This window comes from candidate division TA06 bacterium, assembly GCA_016235665.1.
In the GTDB taxonomy this organism is placed as follows: Bacteria; Edwardsbacteria; AC1; order AC1; family EtOH8; genus UBA5202.
This window is the reverse complement of sequence record JACRJI010000011.1, coordinates 95,937-116,338: the sequence shown is the minus strand read 5'-3', so window position 1 is coordinate 116,338 and position 20,402 is coordinate 95,937. Positions and strand designations below refer to the sequence as shown.

Below are 20,402 nucleotides of genomic sequence, written 5' to 3'. Positions count from 1 at the left end.
CATTTTGCAAACGAAGCGGGGTTGAGTTCAGAATAGTCCCATGTCCATATATGTGCCCTGAGTTAGATAGCTAACCGGTTCAGTTTTTTATTTTTCCATATAGGGGTAGGGGAAATCCACCGGGGGCAGGTAGTTCTCCTTGATGGTCCGGGGCGAGATCCAGCGCAAAAGATTGTAGACCCCGCCGGCCTTATCGTTGGTGCCGGAGGCCCGGGCGCCGCCGAACGGCTGCAATCCCACCATGGCCCCGGAGCACTTGTCGTTGTAGTAGAAGTTCCCGGCGGCATATCGCAGGGCCTGGCAGGCCGTGACGATGGCCGAACGCTCCCGGGCGAAGATGGCCCCGGTCAGAGCGTAGGGCGAGGTGCTGTCGCAGATCTTCAGCGTCTCCTCGAACTGGTCGTCTTCGTAGACGTAGATGGTCAGCACCGGCCCGAAGATCTCCTCCTCCATGGTCACAAAATGGGGAACAAAAGCTTCTATGACGGTAGGCTGAACAAAGTAACCCTTGCTCTTATCACCTTCACCGCCAGCGATGATCTTGGCAATGGGGCTGGATTTGGCTTTGGAAATATATCCCATGATGGAGTCGAACGATCTTTCGTCTATCACCGCGTTGACAAAACAGTCAAAATCCCTGACATCGCCCAGCTTGATGCGCTTCAGCATGCCCTGCATCCTGTCCTTGACCTCCGGCCACAATGATTTGGGAACATAGCCCCGGGAGCAGGCCGAGCATTTCTGGCCCTGGTATTCAAAGGCTCCCCTAACAAAAGCCGCGGCCACCTGGGCCGGGTCGGAGGAGTTGTGGACGAAGATGAAATCCTTGCCGCCGGTCTCCCCCACCAATTTGGGGTACGACTTGTAGGTTCCCAGGTTGTCCGAGACGCCTTTCCACAGGCTGTTGAAAGTGTTGTTGGAGCCGGTGAAATGAATCCCGGCCAGTTCTTTGGATTTCATGGCCACTTCGCTGATAACCGCGCCCGAGCCCGGCAGGAAGTTGATCACCCCGTCGGGCAGGCCGGCCTCCTTGAAGACCTGCATCAGGTAGTAGTTTGACAACAGCGAGGTGGTGGCCGGCTTCCAGATTGTGGTATTGCCCATTAGCACCGGGGCCATGTTAAGATTGGAGCCGATGGCGGTGAAATTGAAGGGCGTGATGGTGAAGACGAAGCCCTCCAGCGGCCGGAATTCCACCCGGTTCATCTGCTCCGGGGTGGAAAGCGGCTGTTCCCCGTAGATCTTGGAGATGAAATAGGCGTTGAATCTTAAAAAGTCTATGGTCTCGCCCACCGAGTCTATCTCCGCCTGAAAGACATTCTTGCCCTGCCCCAGCATGGTGGAGGCGTTGATCAGATAACGGTGCTTGTCGGCGATCAGCTTGGCGGCCTTTAAGGTAATGGCGGTGCGCTCCACCCAGGACATGGTCATCCATTCTTCCTTGGCGTCACAGGCGGCCTTGATGGCCTGCTTGACCTCCTCCGGCCCCACCTGATGGTATTTGGCCAGCACATGGCCGTGGTCGCAGGGCATCACCACATTTTTTGTCTTCCCGGTGCGGACCTCCCGGCCGTTGATGATGGCCGGGATGTCCACTATTATTGAGGACTGCCGCTCCAGTTCCTTTTCCAAGGCCCTTCTTTCGGGCGATCCTTTCAGGTAACCGTAGATCGGTTCATTGCCGGGTAAGGCCGTGTTGAATACCGCGTTGTTCATTGGTTCCTCTTGCTGTGGTTATGATTTGGTAATAAAAAAACCCATCCTTGAATATTTTGGAAGGATAGGCGCAAAAGGACCACAATGCGGCCCGTTATAATTGACGAACCGCTTGCATTCTTGACCACCTCTCCTTTCCAAATACGGGAGGCAAAGCCGTTTCCAGCCCCACCCTTGTCCGCTTTTCAGCGGAACCGTCCCGGGATCCGTGGCATCTCTGCTTTAGGACAACGGGATCGGAGAACATTTATGGAATTATATCAGAAATCAGGTTTTCTGTCAAATTTTACTGAACGTCTATCAAATTAGCTCAGGGACATACACCAAAGTTATCTATCCGCAGACTTCGGCGTGAGCTCAGTCGAACGCTTTCACAGATTTTCGCAGATTCTTCTAGTCAAGTTACTCTGCTTTGGTAAAAGTTGAACAGATATTATCTGCGTTAATCTGCGGATAAAGGTTCCTGAGCAATATACATAAGCACTTCTTACTGTTTTCTGTTGACCATGCTTACCGCCGCCTGGTCGGTGGGCATGATGATGATGTCCTCGATGTTGACGTGGGCCGGCCGGGAGCAGGCCCAGACCACTGCATCCGCGATGTCCTCCGGCCTTAGGGGCGTCATCCCCTGGTAGACCTTGTCCGCCCGCTGCTGGTCGCCGTGGAAGCGGACAACCGAGAACTCGGTCTCGGCGAAGCCGGGATCAACGCTGGTGACCCGGATACTGGTGCCGAAGGCGTCCATCCTCATGGCCTTGTTCAGGGCCTTTACCGCGTGCTTGGTGGCGTTGTAGACGTTGCCGGCCGGATAGACCTCGTGCCCGGCGATGGAGCCGATGTTGACGATGTGGCCGGAGTTCCTCTGCACCATCCCCGGCATCACCGCCCGGGTGACATAGAGCAGGCCCTTGACGTTGGTGTCTATCATCTCCTCCCAGTTCTGAATGACGCCTTCCTGGATCTTCTCCAGCCCCCGGGACAGCCCGGCGTTGTTCAGCAGGATGTCGATGTTAGCCCACTCGATTGGAAGTTCGTCAATGGCCTTCTGGACGTCCTTCTGGTTTCTGACATCAAGTGCTATGGTGAGAACTTCGATCTTGTATTCTTTGATCAGTCGAGCGGCCAGTTGATCAAGGCGGTCTTTGCGCCGGGCGGCCAGGACCAGCTTAGCGCCAAGTTTGGCAAACTCCACCGCCGAGGCCTGCCCGATCCCGCTGGAAGCCCCGGTAATGAGTACTATTTTGTTGCTAAAGTTTTGCATTATTTTGTCCTGCTTATATTATGTCTTTTATTAACTTAACTGCTTCTGGTTTATTGTCTGATATCTTAATGCATCCCTGAAGCCGCCGGGCCGCTTCCCGTCCCTTCTGCTCATCATTGCAGAGCACTTTGACCATGGTATCCCCGGCTTTTACCTGGCCACCTACCCTGCGTTCAAAGATGAACCCGGCAGAGGGATCGATCACATCGTCCATCTTCAGCCGGCCGCAGCCCAGAAAGACCCCGATCATTCCCACTTCGCGGTTGTCCATGGAAAAGATGTATCCTGACTTCTCTGCCTTGGCTTCGATGACATATTTGGCCTGGGGCAGTACTTTCTTATAGTCATCGGCAACTTTGACCTCCCCGCCATGGGCCGCCACCATTTCCCTGAATTTATCAAGACCTTGGCCTGAGGAGACGATCTGTTCAAGGATCCTCTTGCCGGATTCCACGTCGTTGGCCCGTTCGCCCATCACCAGCATCTCGGCGCCCAAGGCATAGGTCAACTCCATCAGGTCTTCGGGGCCATTGCCCTTAAGACATTCCACGCATTCTTCGATCTCCAGCGCATTGCCCACCGCCCGGCCCAGCGGCTGGTTCATGTCGGTGATCAGGGCCTTCATCTTTTTGCCCATCCCCTGTCCGATGGCCGTCATGGTCTTTGTTAGCTCCAAGGCGTCCTGGTGCTTCTGCATGAAGGCCCCGCTGCCGGTCTTGACATCCAGCACCAGCCCGTCGGCGCCCTCGGCCAGCTTCTTGGACATGATGCTGGCGGCTATCAGCGGGACGCAGTCAACCGTGGCGGTGACGTCGCGCAGGGCGTAGAGCTTCTTGTCGGCCGGGGCCAGGTCGGGTGTCTGACCCATCATGGCCAGCCCAATCCGGGCCAAAGTGTGGCGGAACTCGTCGTAAGACAGGTTGGTGCGGAAACCGGGGATGGATTCCAGCTTGTCCAGCGTCCCGCCGGTGTGGCCCAGGCCCCGCCCGGAGACCATCGGCACCGGCACCCCGGCCGCCGCCACCATCGGCGCTAAGATTATGGAGACCTTGTCCCCCACCCCGCCGGTGGAATGCTTGTCCACCTTGATACCGGGAATGTCGGACAGGTCGAACACCCGTCCGGAGTTCATCATGGCCATGGCCAGCTCGGTGGTCTCCTGCGGGGTCATGCCTTTCAGGAATATGGCCATCAGCAGGGCCGAGGTCTGGTAGTCCGGTATGGCCCCGGATGTGTAACTGGCGATGAACCATTTTATCTCGGAGGCCGAGAGTTCACCGCCGTTGCGTTTTTTATAGATTATCTCATAAGGGGTCATATTACCTCTCCCGATAAACTTGTCCTGAGTCCGCCTTGGCGGGCCGAAGGATGCACGAAATATTTTGATCTGGTTTTCGTGGGGAATTACCGTTTCCTGGCCCACTCCAGTATCACCATCCATATCGGCATGGCCTTCTTCCAGCCTGTTCCCTTGACGATGCTCCGGAACCACGGCGTTTTGGGCAGATGCATCTCGGTCTTTTTGGCCCCCAGCAGATGCCCCAGTTTCCGGCCCTCCTTAAGGACGGTCTTGAATGTCTTGGGATCAAGCGCCGCAGAACGACAGTAGTTGTAGAACTTCTTGTCCTTGGACTGCAGTATCACCAAAGCTCCGGCCAGCCCCCGTTGGTCATAATACCCGTAAACTCTTTTTTGTTTGATCAAGCCTTCCAGTGCCTGCTGGTCAAAGGTCCTGGCTGACCAGCTGTCCAGATACAATCCTTTCCAATGTTTGGCCTGGCGATCGCGGTTGAAAAGCTCTAAATATTCTATGCACTCATCTGCCCGGGCGGGGACCAGGTAAGTTTCAACTGCCTTGGGTAATTTTGCCACGTATTCGTCGAACTCAGCCACGATCTTCATGCCCTTGGACCCGCCCAAGTGCTGGGAGATCTTGTTGTAGGAGCCGGTGGCATATCGTATGAAACGGGGTTTCAGGCTCATGGCCTTCTTCCAGGTGTAGTCCTGTATGATGCGGCCGATGCCGTGCCCCCGGTACTTGGGGTCCACCCTTAAGCCCTCCAGCCACAGCTCGCCCGGCCGGTGGATGGTGATCTTGCCCACGCCGACCGGCCTGTCATCCATCGTGGCTGCGAAGAACAGCCCGCCCTTGGTCTTTACCCACTCGTCCCAGACATGGGGCATGTAGTCGCCCCAGCGGCCAAAGGTATGCTTGCAGAAGTCAAGCACCACCGCCTTGTCCGAGGGCCGGGCCGGGCGGATCATTATCCGTCCTGCGTCATATTTTGTTGATTTGGTCATTGCTGTTTTCTCACATTGATTAAACCGCTTAGCGTTCTTTGCGTCTTTGCGGTTAAAAATTACATCCTGTGCTTAGGCCTCGGTCAGCCCGGTAAAATGGAAATTATTGACCTTAAGCGGCGGAACCACCATATTCTCCTGGCTCTCCGGCACGCCCAGCGTCTCCACGTTATTGAAGAACTCCACCAAGTCCTGGTTGAACCTCATATTCTTGACCCCACAGGACACTTTGCCGTCCTCGATCAGGAAGGTGCCGTCCCTTGTCATCCCGGTGATAATGGGGATCTTGCGGTCCACCACCCGGTTGTACCAGAATCTGGTCACCAGCACCCCGCGCTTGGTGGACTTGATGAGGTCCTCCAGGGAAGAGCTACCGCCCTCCAGGATCAGGTTTCTGGGCATCGGGCCCCAGGTGTTGGGCTGGGGCAGGCCGTGGCCAGTGGTCTCGGTTTTATCCTTGGCCGCCGTCTTAAGGTCGTACACCGGTCCTTTGGCCACGCCCTTTTCGATGATGGTCACTTTCCGCTTGGGCATGCCCTCGGAATCGAACGGCTCGGCCCATACCGCCAGCGGGTGATAGGCATCTTCGGTTATGGTGATGTTCTCCCCCATCAGCTTCTGCCCCAGCTTGCCGGACAGGCAGCTCAGGTTCTCCTGTACCGCCTGGGCGCCGAACGACAGATAAGACAGGAACATCAGCGGAGTGGTCACCGCCTCCGGCTCCAAGATGACGGTGTACTCGCCCGGCTCCAGCGCCTTGGCGTTGAGCCCGCCCAGGCACTTTTTGATGGCGATGGCTGCGATCTGCTCCGGGTCGATCTCGCCTGCTTTGCGCGCCGTCCGGGCAAACCGTCCGGCAGTGATGCCGGAACGGGCGGTGATCTCCATCCGCAGGGTGCTCATGTTATGGTAGGCGAACAACCCCTGGCTGTTGGCCATGGCGGTGGCATAAAGTGTGTTGTTGACCAGCCCGGCCAACTCCACTTTTTCCTGTCGGGCCAGCTTTACCGCCTTAAGCACCATCTCCGCCCTCTGCTCCGGCTCCATGAAGGCCGAGCTCTGGTCAAAGGCCGGGATCTCACGGTATTGCTGCGGTCCCATCATCGACGGAAGCTCCTGTTTGCTGGTAACAGCCTTGGCCGATAGCAATGCCTGTTTGGCCAGATTCTTCAGCGATTCATCATCGAACTGGTTAGTAGTGGAGCGGCCGGAGCGATCATCGAGATCCACCCGCAGGGAGATACTGATATCCGAGGTCTCCACGTTCTGATGGATGGTGTTGTTGGCGATCCTGGTCAGCGGGCTGGCCGTCTGGGTCAGGATCACTTCGGCCTGGCCTTCTTTGGCAAAGGACAACGCCCTTTTGCAGATGTCGTGGGCCTGGTTTTTATCTATCAACATTTTATTTCCGTTCAAATGATTTTTAGTTTTTTTGAGACTGTGTTCACTGCATGTTCACCGCCAGTGTCCATCAGTGTCGATATAGGGCCGCTACTTTTTCCCCGGCACCACGCCGACCTTGATCTTGCGGAACCTTGACGGCGAGCAGCCCTGGGCGGTCCGGGCGGTCTGCCCCGGCTCCCCCTTGCCGCAGTTGGCGGTGCCCCAGATCTTCCAGTCCCCGGGCCCGGCGATGGCGTCGCAGGCGTTCCAGAACTGCGGGGTAAAACCGGTGTAAGTGGCGTTCTTCAGCATCTGCCCCAGCTTGCCCTTCTTGATCTCCCAGGCGATCTCGGTGCCGAACTGGAAGTTGGAGCGCCGGTCGTCGATGGAGAAGCTCTTGTTGGTGGCCATGTAGATGCCGTCCTCGGTCTCGGAGATGATCTGTTCCAGCGGCTTGGTGCCCGGTTCCAGGTTGATGCAGGTCATCCGGACGATGGGCATGTTGCCCCAGCCGTCGGCCCGCATGGCCCCGGTGGATATCTTGCCGATCTTCTGTGCGGTCTCGCGTGAGGACAGATATTTGACCAGCAGACCGCTCCGGATCAGGTCGTGCTTCCGGGCCTTGACGCCCTCGTCGTCGTATCCGAAGCTGCCCAGCCCCATGGGGCAGGCGGGATCGCTGGTGATGTTGACGATATCCGAACCGTACTTAAGCTTATCCAGGTTGTCGGTGGTGGCGAAGCTGGTCCCGGCATAGTTGGCCTCGCTGCCGAACACCCGGTCCAGCTCCAGGGGATGTCCGACGGATTCGTGGATCTGCAGGGAAAGCTGGGAGCCCTCTAAAATGATGTCCTTCTCGCCGGAGGGGCACTGCACGGCCGACAGCAGGGCCACTGCCTCCTCGGCCGCCTGTTGAGCGTGCCCGGGAAAGTCCAGGGCCTCGATCATCTCGTAGCCGTTGGATTCCCACTGCCCGTCGTGGGAGCAGGGATAGGAACGGTATTGCACGTCGCCGTCCTTGATGGCGGTGGCGGTGTATCCCCCGCCGCACTGCACTATCCTTTGGTCTATCACCGAGCCGATGGTGGAGGCGAACAACTGGTCCTCCACCCAGGACGCGATCTGGGATTCGGTGATGTTGACGCCCTTCACCTTCCGCATGATCTCATCGGTCTTGAGCAGCATGGCGATCTTCTCCTCCAGAGGCACTTCCAGCGGATTCTTTTTGTGGGGAGTGACGTACTTGTCAATGTACTTCTCCACCGGGGCCAGTTCCAGGTCACGGACCTTAAGCAGGGCGCTGGCCTTGGCCACCTTGACGGCCAGCCTGGCCACCCGCTCGATCTCGGCTTTGTCTATTTTGGGGCTGGAGGCAAAGCCCCAGGCCCCGTTGGCTATCACCCGGATGCCAAAGCCCCCGGAGGTTCCCCGGTTGATGCTGCCCACCTGGCCGTCCTTGACCTCCACCCGCTCGGAGTCTTCGTTGATTATGCGGATGTCGGCGTAGGTGGCCCCGGCCACCTCGGCCACGTTCAGGGCGTGTTGTGCTAGGTCTTTCAAGATTATATCTCCTTTTACTTACTTAACTCTATTAATTGTTTGGCGAACGCTGCCAATCAGCATTGTTCTTATTTCTCACTGCTTTCCACCCAATGGGTAAATCAAGAATATCTATAAGGGTCGGATCAATTTCCAATATCTCTTGCAGGGAAACGATTGCAGCATCATTCTCATCCACCTGTTTCCCTGTTAAAAACTGCCATGCACCGTCATCCAAATCTCGGCAAACGAAAGATATATGACCTTTGAAGTCAAGAATATCTTTCGTTGTAAATACAGCAGTATTAGGTTTGTCATTAAAAGGCCACTTCGTCATAGTATAAATCTGATGTTACAATCCGCGTTTAGGAATCAAGTTCATCCCAGTATGTCCCGGTAATCTATCTTCATGGCAGTCTTGGCCTTTTCCAGTATGTCCCCTGTCACTTCCTGCCCCTTGATGATGCCCTGCTTCAGCACGTTCCTGACATAACCCAGGTCATTCCCCAGTTCCAAACGCTTCTGGCGGATCGGGGCAAAATAGCCGTTCATGTTGGCTATCAGCTCCTTTTTGCAGACCACGCAGCCCCGCCCGCCCTTCAAACACTCTTCCTTGATGGCGGCGTGGCCGGGAGTGAATATCTGGTGATAGGCGTAGACCATGCAGCCGTCCGGGTGGCCGGGATCGTCCTTGCGGGCCTTGGTGGGGTCGGTGTAGGCGCTCATGATCTTCTTGGCGGTGTCATCCGCGCTGTCCTTGATGTCTATGGCGTTGTTCAGCGACTTGCTCATCTTGGAATTCCCGTCCAAACCCTTGATCCGCCCGAAACTGCCGGTCTTGGCCTCCGGCTCCACGAACACCGGCCCGTAGATCCGGTTGAAGTCGCGGGCGATCTCCCGGGTCATCTCGATCATCGGCAGCTGGTCGTCCCCGACGGGCACCAGGTCGGCGTTGAAGGCCAGGATGTCGGCCGCCTGGGAGACGGGGTAGGCAAAGAACCCGAAGGGCAAAGATTCCCCAAAGCCCTTCTGCTTGATCTCCTCCTTGACCGTGGGATTGCGCCCCACCCGGGCCACCGTCACCAGGTTCATGAAGAAGATGGTCAGGTCGGCGATGGCCGGCAGTTTGGACTGGATGACTATGGTGGATTTGTTGGGGTCTATCCCCGCCGCCAGGTAGTCCAGAGTGACCTCTATGATGTTGTCGTGGACCTTTTGCGGGTCGTCAAAGTTGTCGGTCAACGCCTGAACGTCGGCGATCAGGACATAGGTCTCGTACTGGTCCTGCAGTCTCACCCGTTCTACCAGTGAACCAAAATAATGTCCTATGTGCAAAGGCCCGGTAGGCCTGTCTCCTGTCAATATTCTTTTCATTTTTACCTGTGAATTGTAAAATGTTAATGGTGAATCGTTATTTTTTGTCGTTAGTTTTCAGCTACCTTGCTCCAAGAGGTAAACCCATGCCCCAGCACCTCCTTGACATCTGTCACCACCATAAAGGCCTTGGGATCCAGCAGGCTTACGATCTCCTTCAACTGCACCAGCTCCCTCCGGCTGACCACGCAGAACAGGATGGTGCGCTCGGTGCCCTTGTAAAATCCCTTGCCCACCCACATGGTGCCGCCCCGGTTCATCTCCAGCACCACCTCGCCCCGGATCAGCTGGTGCTGGTCGGAGATGATGTAGGCCGCCTTGTTGTACGACCAGCCCTCAAGTATCACGTCCAGTATCCGGCTGGAGATGTACAGGGTGATCAGGCCGTACAGGGCCAGGTCCACGCTGCGGAAGGTCAGCCCGGCCAGCACTATGATGAAGAAGTCCACCATGATGATGCCGATGCCCGGGGTGGCGTTGGAATACTTGGAAATGATCTGGGCCACTATGTCCGAGCCGCCGGTGGTGGCCTGGTGCCTAAAGGCCAGCCCCAGCCCTATGCCCAGCAGTATGGCCCCGTAGACCGCCGCCAGGATGGCGTTCTGGGTGGCCGCCTTAAAATGGAACACAGCTTGCAAAAAGTCGGTCAGAAAGGAAGTGACGAACACCGCATAGATGGTGCGGAACCCGAACTTCTTGCCGAACTCCAGCATCCCCCAGATGAACAGCGGGATGTTGACGGCAAAGATCACCACCCCCACCGGCAGTTTGAACAGATAATGCAGGATGGTGCTGATCCCGGCCGCCCCGCCCGGGGCGATCTTATGGGGGACCAGGAACAGGTCGTAGGAAAGGGCCATCAGAGCGCAGCCCACCGTGATCATGAAAAAATCCCAGATGACCTTTGACAATTTGGGCTTTAAGCCCAGTCTTTTTAGCGTGATGTCCATAGGTTATTTCTTTTGGTCCTTTATGAATTGCGCCCGGGCCAGTTCAATTATCTTCATCAGGGGCTGGCCGCTTTTTTGGGCGATCTGTTTGCATTCCTCGTATTCCGGGATGAACTTATGTGACCCGTCGTACATAGTAGCCTTTTTGCCGGAGACAACTCCATGGGCGGTCTTTACTTTTATAACCTGCCGGGGCAGGGTGTATCTCTCCATCTCCCGGCGGCGGATGCCCAGGGTGGTGGTCTCGGCAAAGATCGTGTCCAGCATCTGGGCCTCGTACTCCGGGTTGGTCAGCACCGACAGCATCACCGCCGGGCGGTTCTTCTTCATTTGGATGGGCGTATAATATACGTCCAGCGCGCCCTGACTGAAAAGATCTTCCATCAAATGCTGGTATATCTGGGGGTTCAGGTCGTCGATGTTGGTTTCCAACAGCACGATGTTGTGTGGGCATCTACGGCCGGGCAATGAATCACCCGCCATCACCCTTAAAAGATTAGGCTGGGCCAGTTCCCTGGTGCCCGCTCCGCTTCCGACAGATTTTAAGGTCATTGGGGGCATCGGCCCGAAACTTTCGGCAAAATGGGTGATGATGGCCGCCCCGGTGGGGGTCACCAGCTCGCCGGCTAGTTCGTTCTGATAGACCGCCGCTGTCTTCAGCAATTGGGCGGTGGCCGGGGCCGGCACAGGCAGAATGCCGTGCTGGCACTTGACCTGGCCGTGCCCCACGTTCAAGGCCGAGCAGTATATTTTATTGGCCCCCAGGTCTTCCAGCGCCAGGCAGCTGCCCACGATGTCTATGATGGCGTCCACCGCCCCCACTTCGTGAAAGTGTATCTTGTCGATGGAAGTACGGTGGACCTTGGCCTCGGCTTCGGCCAGTTTGGTGAATATGGCGATGGAATTCTCCGTGACAAAGCCTGACAGCCCGGCCTTTTTGATGATGCCCTCTATGTCCTTTATATGGCGGCAGGGCTGCGGCCCCTGGATAACTTCCAGGTGCAATCCGCTTAAGCCCTGGCGGGTCACCTTGGTCAGTTCCACCTTCCAGCCCTTGACCGGCAGGCGTTTCAATGAGTTTTCTATTTTCTTCCAACCGGCTCCGGCGTCTATCAGTCCGGCCAGGATCATGTTGCCCGAGGCCCCGGTGGGGCAGTCAAAGTAGATCGTATTCATCAGCTCTTTCCCTTGGAGATCATCCAGGCCAGGTAACCTGCCCCGAACCCGTTGTCTATGTTGACCACTGCCACTCCGGGCGAGCAGCTGTTGAGCATGGCCAAAAGCGCGGTGATCCCGCCAAAGCTGGCCCCGTAGCCCACGCTGGTGGGCACGGCTATCACCGGGCAGGCCACCAGGCCGCTGACCACGCTGGGCAAAGCCCCTTCCATCCCGGCCACGGCCACTACGGTTTGGGCTTTCTGCAATATTTCCCGCTTGTCCAAAAGCCTGTGGATACCGGCCACGCCCACGTCCCATAAACGGACGACTTTGGAGCCCAGCAATTCCGCAGTAACGGCCGCCTCTTCGGCCGCCGGGATGTCCGAGGTCCCGGCCGTTACCACCGCGATGTATTCAGCGCTTTTGGAAACGGCAGGCTTGCGGTTGCTGATGATCCTGGCCACGGGATGATAAACCGCGCCGGGTGCCATCTTTTTAACCGCCTTATAATGGTCCTGCGTTGCCCGGGTGGCCATCACCAGCCCGCTTCCCGCCATGGCCTTGAATATTTTGGCCGCCTGTAAGGGGGTTTTCCCCTGGCAGAAGATCACTTCCGGCGCCCCCCGGCGCAGCTGCCGGTGGTTGTCTATGCTGGCAAAACCCAGGTCCCGGAAAGGCAGATGCCGCAAGGCTTCCAGGGCCCTGTCTTCCGTCAGCTTCCCGGCCCGGATGTCCTTTATTATTTTCTTCAGTTTATCTTTTTCCATTTTTCCCGTCATTCGTTTGAGAATCAAAACAACCGGATTGATATCCGGCCAGATCAAGGGCGATGAATTTGAATCCGGCCCTGCGCAGGGAACCAATTATCTTGTCTTTAGACTTAAGTACTTTGTCAAATTCAGATGGAAGAATCTCCAGCCGGGCCAGTTCCCCGTGATGCCTTACCCGGCACTGGCTGAACCCCAACTGGTGCAGGGCCTGCTCCGCTCTCTCGATCTGTTTCAGTATTTTGGGGGTGATGGCCGTCCCGTAGGGGATCCTGGTGGCCAGGCAGGAATTGGCCGGAGCGTTCCAGGTTGGAATTCCCTTCTGCTTTGCCATCTGCCGGATCTCGTTCTTGGTAAAACCGGCTTCGGCCAGCGGGCTTTTTATCTTCAACTCCTTCAGCGCTTTCAGGCCGGGGCGGTAGGCTTTAAGGTCATCGGCGTTGCTGCCGTCAATGACAGTGTTGATCCCCCGGCGTTTCGCCAGGGCCCTGATCTGTTCAAACAGCATTTTCTTGCAGTGATAACAGCGCGAAACTGGGTTGGATTTAAAGGCCGGGTCATTGAGTTCCCGTGATCTTATGACCAAGTGTTTTATTCCGAAATTGCGGGCCAGGGCCTTGGCTGTTTCAACTTCTTCTGTGTTGTGTATCGGCGATACGGCCGTGACGGCCAGACAATTGTCTCCCAGCGCTTCCCGGGCCAGCACCGCCAGCAAAGTGCTATCCACCCCGCCGGAATAAGCGATCAGGGCACTGCCGTAGCTTCTGAGCAATGCTGTCAGTTTATTTTTTTTGCCGTTTAAATCTTTATCCGGCTCTGCGTCTCTGAGTCTCTGTGGCATATTAGAGATCTATTATCCGGCCGCTCATGTCCGAGAGGTCCACCACCGCGCAGGTGGGTTTTCCTGAAAGATACCCGCAGCCCTCGCCGGGGTTGATCACCAGCGTCCCCTCTTCCCTGATGTCCAGCTTGTGGGTGTGACCGTAGACCACCAGGTCAAAATTGCCGGACTTGACCAGGCTCTCCAGGCAGTAGGGCTCGTGCATCATGCAGATCCGCCGGGAGCCCAGGTCGAACTCGTATGGCCCGGGGTGCAGTTCAAACCCGGCCTCCTGGAATTTCTGGGAGAGGTAGACCCTGTCGCCGTCGTTATTGCCGAAAACTGCGATCAGTTTGAGCTTGGCCTGTTCGAACACCGGCACCATGAACGGTGAGATCATGTCCCCGGCGTGCAGCACGGTCTTGACGCCGTCCGTCTTGAAGGCCTCGCAGGCCTTGTAACAGGACTTGAGGTCGTCGTGGGTGTCTGAGATCAATCCAATTTTCATATGATTTTTACTGTTTACTATTTTCTGTTTTCTGTTTCAGCTGCGATCCAATTATCATTCACTCACTAACACCTTGACCCTAGATACTAGATACTAGACCCTAGTCCCTGTCCCCTGTCCCCTGTCCCCTGTCCCCTGTTCCCTGTTCCCTATCGTTGGCACTTCGGACACCAATACGTTCCCCGGCCCCGGAACATCTCCTTGACTATGGTATGCCCGCACTTCTTGCATTTTAAGCCTTCCTTGTCATAGACCCTGTGCTTTACCTGGAACCATCCGCTTTTTCCCTGGCCGTCCCGGTAGGTGTCCACCGAGCTGCCCCGGGCGGCGATGGCTTCCTTCAGTGTCCTGACTATGGCGGAGTGCAGTTTTTTTATCTGCGCATCTTTAAGCAGGGCGGCCGAGCGCTGGGGAGCGATCCCCGCCCGGTGCAATGCTTCCAGCACGTAGATGTTCCCCAGCCCGGCCAGCACCGTCTGGTCCAGCAGCACCGTCTTGACCGGCCCCCTGCGGCCGGCCAGCCTTTTCTTTAAAACCACTGGAGTGAATTTCCCGTCCAAAGGCTCCGGCCCCAGTTTCTTGATCTCCGGCAGTTCGTCTGGGTCACCGGTCAGCTTAATGGAACCGAATTTGCGCTGATCGGAGAACACCAGCCTGGTGCTGTCTTTAAAATAAAAGATGATCCTGGCCGATCTGGGCAAAGGATCATCTTTTTGCTGGTGCTGCAGCACCCCGGTCATTTTAAGATGGATGACCAGGGTCAGGCCCGAGTCCATTGCTATCAAAAGGTATTTGGCCCGCCGGTTTACTTTAACAATTTTTGACCCTTGAATAAAATCAGCAAATTTCTTAAAACCGATTCCTTTGACCGACCCGGGAAACGGCCCGTCAGTCTGGCCAATTATCCGTTCGGGCAACAGGCGGTTCAGATCTCTTCTGACAGTTTCTACTTCAGGCAGTTCCGGCATCAGCTTAACCCTTGATCTTTTTCATTTCCAGCTCCAAAGCCTCCAGTTCAGCCATCAGGTCGGCGTTGTCGTCCGGCTGGGCCTGCTTGGCTTGGGGGATCTCCAGCACTGCCTCCGGCTGGACCCTGGCCGGGATGTCCATTTCGGAAGACGGCATTTCTATCTTGACCTCCGGCATCGGATGGATCTCCGGTGCTGGCTGTGTCATTGATAGGGGAAGGCTGAGTTCGGAGGGATCAGGAGCAGATACCGTTGCAGATATCTCCGGTATGCGGATATCTGCAGCGGCCTGCTGATATGCTGCCTGCTGGCTCTGGTTCTTCAGGTCGGCGTATTCCTGGATCATGGCGCTGTGGCGTTCCCGGAGCGATTCCATCTGCTGCTCCATCTCCTGGTTGGCCCTTAACAGCTCATCGTTGCGCGAACGCAGGTCGTTGAGTATCTTTTCCCACTTTTGCCGCTGTTCCTGGAACTTGGTCTGCAGGTCCTTGACCTGAGCGGCCAGTTCATTCTTGGTTTGGGCGATGTTCTGCTGAAGTTCTTCCTGATGCTGGGCTTTCATGCCTTCAACCTGCTTTTGAAGCTCCGCCTGATATTGGGCATTCAAGCCGCTGATCTGCTGCTGCATCTCGGCCTGGTGCTGGGCCTTTAAACTTTCCATCTGTTTCTGTAAGCCGGACACGGCTTCGGCCACCGCGCCTTCTATCTGGGCTTCCATCATGGCGGGATCCATCATCGGCATGCCCTGCGGTTCCGGCGAAGGCTGGAAGGTGGGAACGGGCGGGATAGCCGGGGCAGCTGGCTGGGGCCGGTAGGCCTGGGGCGGAGCAAGAGGCGCCACGGGCCGGGGCGGCGGGGCAAAGGAAGGCATTTCCACCCGGGGCACAGCCGGAGGCCTCGGAGCAGGCGTTGGCTGCTGGTAGACCGGCTGGGGCGGAACGGGCTGTACCGGCGGCGGGGCGACCGGAACAGCGGCCGCGTGGGCCGCCGGCGGGGTATAGGCGCCAAAGGGCTGGGGCGCTTCCTCGCTTACTATCCGCCCGAAGATATCGTCGATCTCACCGTCGACATCGCCCAATACCCCGTCACCCTGCGGCTTGGCCTTGGCGGCCTGGGGCGCGGCTCCCTGAGCCTGGGGCCGGGCCGGAGCCGGACCGCCGGCGGGTTTGGCCAGGTTGCTCAGCCAGGAGTTAAACGCGCCGGTATCCTGTTTTTCCTGTGGAGGTACCATATATCAGACCTTTCAAAGTTTGCTGAATATTAAACCGCTAAGACGCAAAGCATGCACTGAGTATTGTCGAAGTGATCGCTAAGATAATTGGATTTTTTTAAGCAAAAGACTTTTAACGTAATATTAAAACACTTCGCGTCCTTCGCGTCTATGCGTTAAAGAAGTTACTTGGTTATTTTCAGTTTTTCTGGTTTCTATTTGTTTCAGGCATCCACCCCGCAGCACTTCTTGTACTTCTTCCCGCTGCCGCAGGGACAGGGATCGTTGCGGCCTACCTTGGGCCCGGCGTGAACAACCGGCTTCAGCTTGGGCCTGTCGCCCTCGGAAGGACCCACCGGGCTTCTGGTTCCGGAATCCTGATGCTCCTGAGGCAGCTGCCGGGCCGAGGGCGCCGCCAGTTCGGGCTTAAAGGCCTGCATGGCCACCTGCCTTGGCTGCGGGGCGTTCATCCCCACCGGATGGGCTTTGAACAAAAGCTCTATGGTCTGGCGGTCTATGTCCTGGGAAAGCTCCATGAACATGGAGTAGCATTCCCGCTTGTATTCTATCAGAGGGTCCTTCTGGCCGTAAGCCCTTAAGTTTATGCCTTCCTTGAGGGCGTCCAGGTTGTTGAGGTGCTCCCGCCATTTCTCGTCTATCACCTGCAGCCGCACCAGTTTTTCCAGCTGCCGCATCAGCGGCGTCCCCAGCAGCTGTTCCTTGGCCTGGTACTGGTTTTTGGCCATGGCCAAAAGATCTTCCTGCAGCCGGTCGATCTTCATGTTGTTCTTTTGGGAGTCGGGAATGGAGATCTCCAGCAAAAAGTGCCGGCGGAAATAATCGTTCAGGCCCGGCCAGTCCCAGTTCTCGGAATATTCCTTGGCGTCCACGTGTTCATCCAGCCCGTATTCCACCACCCGCTCCATCAGCTCGGTCATCTCGGCGCTGAGGTCGGTCTCCACCAGGGCCTGGTGGCGCATCTGGTAAATGGCCTCCCGCTGCTTGTTCATCACGTCGTCGTATTCCAGCAGGTGCTTGCGGATGTCAAAGTTGTAGCCCTCCACCCTTTTCTGGGCGGTGCCTATCTGCCGTGTCAAAAGCGGGTGGGTCAGCACCTCGCCCTCCTCGGCCCCCATCTTGGCCATCACCCCGGCTATCTTGTCGGAGCCGAACAGCCGCATCAGGTCGTCCTCAAGAGAAAGGTAGAACCGGGACGATCCGGGATCGCCCTGGCGCCCGGCCCGGCCCCGCAGCTGGCGGTCGATGCGCCGGGCCTCGTGCCGCTCGGTGCCGATGATGTGCAGGCCGCAGGGCACCTGCTGTTTGCACTTCAGCTCCTCCAGGTGCGGGCACTGGGCGGGGTCATTGTCGCTCTGCACCAGGCGGCAGTGGGGGCTCTTGACCACCTCCGGCCCCAGCTTGATGTCGGTGCCGCGCCCGGCCATGTTGGTGGCTATCACTACGTTTCCGGCCTGCCCGGCCAGCGAGATGATCTCGGCCTCCTTCTGGTGGTACTTGGCGTTCAGCACCGAATGCTTGATGCCCTTGCGGGCCAGCATCCGGGACATGGTCTCCGAGGTCTCCACCGAGACCGTGCCCACCAGCACCGGCCGGCGGGCCTTGTGCATCAGCTCTATCTCCTCGATCACCGCGTTGAACTTCTCCCGGCGGGTGCGGTAGATCACGTCGTCGTAGTCGCGGCGGCGGGCCGGGCGGTTGGTGGGGATCACCTGCACTTCCAGCTTGTAGATCTCGTAGAACTCCCCGGCCTCGGTCTCGGCGGTGCCGGTCATGCCGGCCAGCTTTTGGTAAAGCCTAAAGTAATTCTGGATGGTGATGGTGGCCAGGGTCTGGGTCTCCCGTTCTATGACCACGTTCTCCTTGGCCTCCAGCGCCTGGTGCAGGCCGTCGGAGAAGCGGCGGCCCGGCATCAGCCGGCCGGTGAACTCGTCCACTATCAGCACCTTGCCCTCGGAGACCACGTATTCCACGTCCTTGTCGAACAGGGAATAGGCCCGCAGCAGCTGGGCGATGTTCTGGTTCTTCTCGGAGCGTTCCGAGAACAGCCGGTCCAGTTTCTGCTTGGCCTCCATCTTCTGCTCGGGGCTCAGGGCGCTGTCGGAATCTATCCGGTGGATCTCGGTGGTCAGGTCGGGGATGATGAACAGATCGGGATCCTTGGGAGAGATGGCCTGGCGGCCCTTTTCGGTCAGGTCCACCACGTGGGATTTTTCGTCGATGGCAAAGAACAGCTCCTCGTCTATCTCCGACATCTTCTTGTCCCGCATGTAGTCCACTTCCACCTGCTGCATGGTCTGCTTGTGGGCCCCCTCTTGCAGCAGTTTGGAGAGCTTCTTGTGCTTGGGCGCGCCCCGGACGGCCTGCAGCAGCTTGATCCCGGCCTGGTAGTCCTCGCCCTCGGCCAGCAGTTTTTCGGCCTCGGCCACTATCCGGTTGACCAGGTGGGACTGGCTCTCCACTAATTTTTCCACCGGGCGCTTCATCTCGTCGTAGCGGTGGGTAGAATGCTCCACCGGGCCGGAGATGATCAGCGGGGTCCGGGCCTCGTCTATCAAAATGGAGTCCACCTCGTCGATGATGGCGTAGTAGTGCTTGCGCTGGACGCACTGCTCCGGGCTCAGCGCCATGTTGTCCCGCAGGTAGTCGAACCCGAACTCGTTGTTGGTGCCGTAGACTATGTCGCAGTGGTAGGCTGCCCGCCGCTCCGGGGTGCCGGGCTCGGTGTCGTCCAGACAGCCCACCGTCAGGCCCAGGAAGCGGTAGATCTGCCCCATCCACTGGCTGTCGCGGCGGGCCAGGTAATTGTTGACGGTGACCAGGTGCACCCCGTCGCCGGTCAGGGCATTAAGGTAGACCGGCATGGTGGCGACCAGGGTCTTGCCCTCGCCGGTGGCCATTTCCGCTATCTTGCCCTGGTGCAGGGCGATCCCGCCCAGTATCTGGACGTCGAAGGGGACCATCTCCCAGCCCAGCTCCAGCCCGCAGACCTCCCACTTCTTTCCCACATGCCGCCGGCAGGCTTCCTTGACCACGGCAAAGGACTGCGGTAGCAGCTCTTCCAGCGTCTTCTTGTCGTCCTGACCCTCTTTCCGGGCGTCCTCTATGTACTTTTTGAATTCAGCGGTTTTGGCCTGCAAGTCGGCATCGGAAACATCCTGTAATTCCTTGGCCTCAAGGTTGACCTGTTCCACAATGGGCCAGAGTTTTTTCGCCTCGCGGGTGTTTTTGTCGCCAAATATGGTATGGAGTATCTTGTTGATCATTTAAGCCTTTGAATTTGTTGCAATGTAACAGCTTAATTTACCACAAAAAATGGAATATTTCAAGAGGAAAAGGGGAAACCTTGCTGTTTTTTTAAAACACAAAGGCCGGAGCATTTTGCTCCGGCCTTTGTGAAAACTGCAAGGTTTTACCGTTTTCATTGGGGATTCCTTTCTGCTATGGGGTTAACTTTCTTTTATTTGAACCATCAGCATTCATTATCCAAAGTCTGCCGTCAACCCCGGTGTTGCAATAAACAATGCCGTTGCCATCCGGCGACCATGCAGGGTGGTCGCCTCCGGTTTCTGTTAGTTTTATCGGATTGTTGCCGTCTGAATTAACTACCCAAACCCTTGGACCCTGACCCTCTGCCTGAGAACTAAAAACTATTTTAGTGCCATCGGGGGATACTTTGGGATAGGAACCCGTTAAACTTATTTCAAATATATGGCGTACATTTTCGCCATTAGTATCCATTTCAGCTATTCCTCTCCAAACAGTACCATCATCATCCCCATATCGCATGTGAACAATTTTATTGGTTATAGGATTCCAATCAGGCATTCGCCTTTCGCCAACCCCCTGCTGGCAGATATTCTTTTTATTACTACCATCAGCATCCATTATCCAGATTACATTGGCTCCCAGAGAGTCCATATAATTTGTATCCCAAGCAATTTTCTTTCCATCCGGGTTCCATGCTGGGAAAAAGTTTCTACCCATTGTTGTAAGCTGCGTCAGGCTGTCACCTTCAGGCACCCTAATTTTATATATTTGTGCGCTATAGGTTTCGCAAAGCACTAACCATTTGCCGTCGGGCGACCAATCGGGTTTGCGCCATAAAGTAGTAAATTCAATAGACTCCAAGAACAATCTTTTATTCGTGCCATCGGGATTAATAAAATATATTCCAACGGGAGGAACTGAAATATCATTCTGGACGTATGCTATAATTGTGCCATCAGGTGACCATGATGGATCGAAATCTTTATAAACAGGCCAGTCGAATGGCGGTGGTTCTACTTCTGTAGCTGTTTTATTACTGCAGCCACAGAAAAACAAAAAGCCTATAACTATAGTAAAAACTATAGCCGCAGGCTTTATTCTTTGTTGTAATATGCAGGCAATCCAAAAGTAAATTAATTTTATGCTTTGCATAATTTCA

At 56.4% G+C, this 20,402-nt stretch carries 17 protein-coding genes and 1 riboswitch; all 17 genes read right to left on the bottom strand.

Annotated elements, in window-relative coordinates:
* Positions 1-87 precede the first annotated feature (87 nt).
* Positions 88-1,716: an L-glutamate gamma-semialdehyde dehydrogenase gene (gene pruA / locus HZA73_06360; protein ID MBI5805653.1), complete on the bottom strand. Its 1,629-nt coding sequence runs from the start codon at positions 1,714-1,716 to the stop codon at positions 88-90.
* A 114-nt stretch (positions 1,717-1,830) separates the two neighbouring features.
* A riboswitch (molybdenum cofactor riboswitch) is annotated at positions 1,831-1,970 on the bottom strand.
* Between the two features lie 233 nt (positions 1,971-2,203).
* Positions 2,204-2,977, bottom strand: a complete 774-nt coding sequence (locus HZA73_06355; GenBank protein ID MBI5805652.1) for an SDR family oxidoreductase — start codon at positions 2,975-2,977, stop codon at positions 2,204-2,206.
* A gap of 13 nt (positions 2,978-2,990) precedes the next feature.
* Positions 2,991-4,295, bottom strand: a complete 1,305-nt coding sequence (locus tag HZA73_06350) for a thymidine phosphorylase (GenBank protein MBI5805651.1) — start codon at positions 4,293-4,295, stop codon at positions 2,991-2,993.
* A gap of 86 nt (positions 4,296-4,381) precedes the next feature.
* Positions 4,382-5,278: a GNAT family N-acetyltransferase gene (locus tag HZA73_06345; GenBank protein ID MBI5805650.1), complete on the bottom strand. Its 897-nt coding sequence runs from the start codon at positions 5,276-5,278 to the stop codon at positions 4,382-4,384.
* 72 nt (positions 5,279-5,350) lie between these two features.
* Complete coding sequence (locus HZA73_06340; GenBank protein MBI5805649.1) at positions 5,351-6,679, bottom strand: TldD/PmbA family protein; 1,329 nt, start codon at positions 6,677-6,679, stop codon at positions 5,351-5,353.
* A gap of 90 nt (positions 6,680-6,769) precedes the next feature.
* Positions 6,770-8,221, bottom strand: a complete 1,452-nt coding sequence (locus tag HZA73_06335) for a TldD/PmbA family protein (GenBank protein MBI5805648.1) — start codon at positions 8,219-8,221, stop codon at positions 6,770-6,772.
* 31 nt (positions 8,222-8,252) lie between these two features.
* Positions 8,253-8,537 (bottom strand): DUF2185 domain-containing protein, encoded by a 285-nt coding sequence (locus HZA73_06330; protein MBI5805647.1) that lies wholly within the window; start codon positions 8,535-8,537, stop codon positions 8,253-8,255.
* A gap of 41 nt (positions 8,538-8,578) precedes the next feature.
* On the bottom strand, positions 8,579-9,574 hold the full coding sequence (gene trpS / locus HZA73_06325) for a tryptophan--tRNA ligase (protein ID MBI5805646.1): 996 nt from the start codon (positions 9,572-9,574) through the stop codon (positions 8,579-8,581).
* 50 nt (positions 9,575-9,624) lie between these two features.
* The gene (locus HZA73_06320) at positions 9,625-10,524 is read right to left on the bottom strand and encodes a YitT family protein (GenBank protein ID MBI5805645.1); all 900 of its coding nucleotides are present in this window, start codon (positions 10,522-10,524) and stop codon (positions 9,625-9,627) included.
* A 3-nt stretch (positions 10,525-10,527) separates the two neighbouring features.
* On the bottom strand, positions 10,528-11,700 hold the full coding sequence (gene larC / locus HZA73_06315; protein ID MBI5805644.1) for a nickel pincer cofactor biosynthesis protein LarC: 1,173 nt from the start codon (positions 11,698-11,700) through the stop codon (positions 10,528-10,530).
* A complete protein-coding gene (gene larB, locus HZA73_06310) occupies positions 11,700-12,449 on the bottom strand; it encodes a nickel pincer cofactor biosynthesis protein LarB (protein ID MBI5805643.1) in 750 nt (249 codons plus the stop codon). Before larB ends, larC begins: the two co-directional genes overlap by 1 nt.
* The gene (gene larE, locus HZA73_06305; protein ID MBI5805642.1) at positions 12,436-13,290 is read right to left on the bottom strand and encodes an ATP-dependent sacrificial sulfur transferase LarE; all 855 of its coding nucleotides are present in this window, start codon (positions 13,288-13,290) and stop codon (positions 12,436-12,438) included. The genes larB and larE overlap by 14 nt, the downstream gene beginning before the upstream one ends.
* A 1-nt stretch (position 13,291) precedes the next feature.
* The gene (locus HZA73_06300; protein ID MBI5805641.1) at positions 13,292-13,777 is read right to left on the bottom strand and encodes a metallophosphoesterase; all 486 of its coding nucleotides are present in this window, start codon (positions 13,775-13,777) and stop codon (positions 13,292-13,294) included.
* A 149-nt stretch (positions 13,778-13,926) separates the two neighbouring features.
* Positions 13,927-14,745 carry a bifunctional DNA-formamidopyrimidine glycosylase/DNA-(apurinic or apyrimidinic site) lyase gene (gene mutM / locus HZA73_06295; GenBank protein ID MBI5805640.1) on the bottom strand — a complete coding sequence of 273 codons (819 nt, stop codon included), beginning with the start codon at positions 14,743-14,745 and terminating at the stop codon, positions 13,927-13,929.
* A gap of 4 nt (positions 14,746-14,749) precedes the next feature.
* Entirely contained in the window at positions 14,750-15,976 is a 1,227-nt protein-coding gene (locus tag HZA73_06290) for a hypothetical protein (protein MBI5805639.1), read from the bottom strand.
* A gap of 203 nt (positions 15,977-16,179) precedes the next feature.
* Positions 16,180-19,239 carry a preprotein translocase subunit SecA gene (secA, locus tag HZA73_06285; protein ID MBI5805638.1) on the bottom strand — a complete coding sequence of 1,020 codons (3,060 nt, stop codon included), beginning with the start codon at positions 19,237-19,239 and terminating at the stop codon, positions 16,180-16,182.
* 175 nt (positions 19,240-19,414) lie between these two features.
* Positions 19,415-20,395 carry a PD40 domain-containing protein gene (locus HZA73_06280; protein MBI5805637.1) on the bottom strand — a complete coding sequence of 327 codons (981 nt, stop codon included), beginning with the start codon at positions 20,393-20,395 and terminating at the stop codon, positions 19,415-19,417.
* Positions 20,396-20,402: the final 7 nt, after the last annotated feature.

What these genes read in the sequence shown, in the direction of transcription:
- HZA73_06350 (MBI5805651.1), bottom strand. Translation starts at nt 4,295, where the DNA reads ATGACCCCTTATGAGATAATCTATAAAAAACGCAACGGCGGTGAACTC.
- HZA73_06330 (MBI5805647.1), bottom strand. Translation starts at nt 8,537, where the DNA reads ATGACGAAGTGGCCTTTTAATGACAAACCTAATACTGCTGTATTTACA.
- mutM (MBI5805640.1), bottom strand. Translation starts at nt 14,745, where the DNA reads ATGCCGGAACTGCCTGAAGTAGAAACTGTCAGAAGAGATCTGAACCGC.
- larE (MBI5805642.1), bottom strand. Translation starts at nt 13,290, where the DNA reads ATGCCACAGAGACTCAGAGACGCAGAGCCGGATAAAGATTTAAACGGC.
- pruA (MBI5805653.1), bottom strand. Translation starts at nt 1,716, where the DNA reads ATGAACAACGCGGTATTCAACACGGCCTTACCCGGCAATGAACCGATC.
- secA (MBI5805638.1), bottom strand. Translation starts at nt 19,239, where the DNA reads ATGATCAACAAGATACTCCATACCATATTTGGCGACAAAAACACCCGC.
- HZA73_06345 (MBI5805650.1), bottom strand. Translation starts at nt 5,278, where the DNA reads ATGACCAAATCAACAAAATATGACGCAGGACGGATAATGATCCGCCCG.
- trpS (MBI5805646.1), bottom strand. Translation starts at nt 9,574, where the DNA reads ATGAAAAGAATATTGACAGGAGACAGGCCTACCGGGCCTTTGCACATA.
- HZA73_06320 (MBI5805645.1), bottom strand. Translation starts at nt 10,524, where the DNA reads ATGGACATCACGCTAAAAAGACTGGGCTTAAAGCCCAAATTGTCAAAG.
- HZA73_06280 (MBI5805637.1), bottom strand. Translation starts at nt 20,395, where the DNA reads ATGCAAAGCATAAAATTAATTTACTTTTGGATTGCCTGCATATTACAA.
- HZA73_06355 (MBI5805652.1), bottom strand. Translation starts at nt 2,977, where the DNA reads ATGCAAAACTTTAGCAACAAAATAGTACTCATTACCGGGGCTTCCAGC.
- HZA73_06290 (MBI5805639.1), bottom strand. Translation starts at nt 15,976, where the DNA reads ATGGTACCTCCACAGGAAAAACAGGATACCGGCGCGTTTAACTCCTGG.
- HZA73_06300 (MBI5805641.1), bottom strand. Translation starts at nt 13,777, where the DNA reads ATGAAAATTGGATTGATCTCAGACACCCACGACGACCTCAAGTCCTGT.
- larC (MBI5805644.1), bottom strand. Translation starts at nt 11,700, where the DNA reads ATGAATACGATCTACTTTGACTGCCCCACCGGGGCCTCGGGCAACATG.
- larB (MBI5805643.1), bottom strand. Translation starts at nt 12,449, where the DNA reads ATGGAAAAAGATAAACTGAAGAAAATAATAAAGGACATCCGGGCCGGG.
- HZA73_06340 (MBI5805649.1), bottom strand. Translation starts at nt 6,679, where the DNA reads ATGTTGATAGATAAAAACCAGGCCCACGACATCTGCAAAAGGGCGTTG.